We start from the raw sequence: 512 nt of genomic DNA, 5'->3' as shown, positions 1-512 counted from the left end.
AATAAAATTAGAATAATAGATTATTGTTGTTTCAATCAACGCTGCACTACACCATAAAATAATGCCCCATAGCGAATACATCCAAAGTCCAATCAAGGCAACAGGATAGAGAATGGCCAATATAGCTGATGCAAATTGCCACTGCCAAGGCATAAGGTCAAAACGCCATAGAATACCCGGAAAAACACCAACAAGGCGTATCCAATAAAAAATACTCAAACTTAAGCAAATAAGCGCCAAAAATCGTAAATAACAGTTATAAATTAAATTGATTTTTGAAATCCGTTTGTATGCATTATTTTTCACAATAATAGCTCTTGTTCAAATAATAGCTCTTGTTCAACAGGTTTGAAGTAAGAATTGACCATTTCATCTGTTACACTTGAAAGTTTATCGGGCTGCCATTGAGGTGTTTTATCCTTATCGATTAACATAGCACGTATCCCTTCATGAAAATCATGCGCATTAATCATATGATGTGCAATACGGTTTTCAATTTTTATACAATCTTC

The 512-nt window shown here is 33.8% G+C and carries 2 protein-coding genes; both read right to left on the bottom strand.

What is annotated here, in order from left to right:
• Window positions 1–306: DUF6163 family protein (locus BN338_RS10170; protein ID WP_039762110.1), on the bottom strand; the 306-nt coding region annotated here is incomplete at its 3' end.
• On the bottom strand, window positions 303–512 hold a 210-nt coding region (locus BN338_RS10165; protein ID WP_039762108.1), incomplete at its 5' end, for an enoyl-CoA hydratase/isomerase family protein. The genes BN338_RS10165 and BN338_RS10170, both read right to left, overlap by 4 nt.

The organism is Bartonella queenslandensis AUST/NH15 (assembly GCF_000312585.1).
Lineage (GTDB): Bacteria > Pseudomonadota > Alphaproteobacteria > Rhizobiales > Rhizobiaceae > Bartonella > Bartonella queenslandensis_A.
The sequence above is the reverse complement of the archived record's forward strand: the minus strand, read 5'-3'. Positions and strand labels throughout refer to the sequence as shown.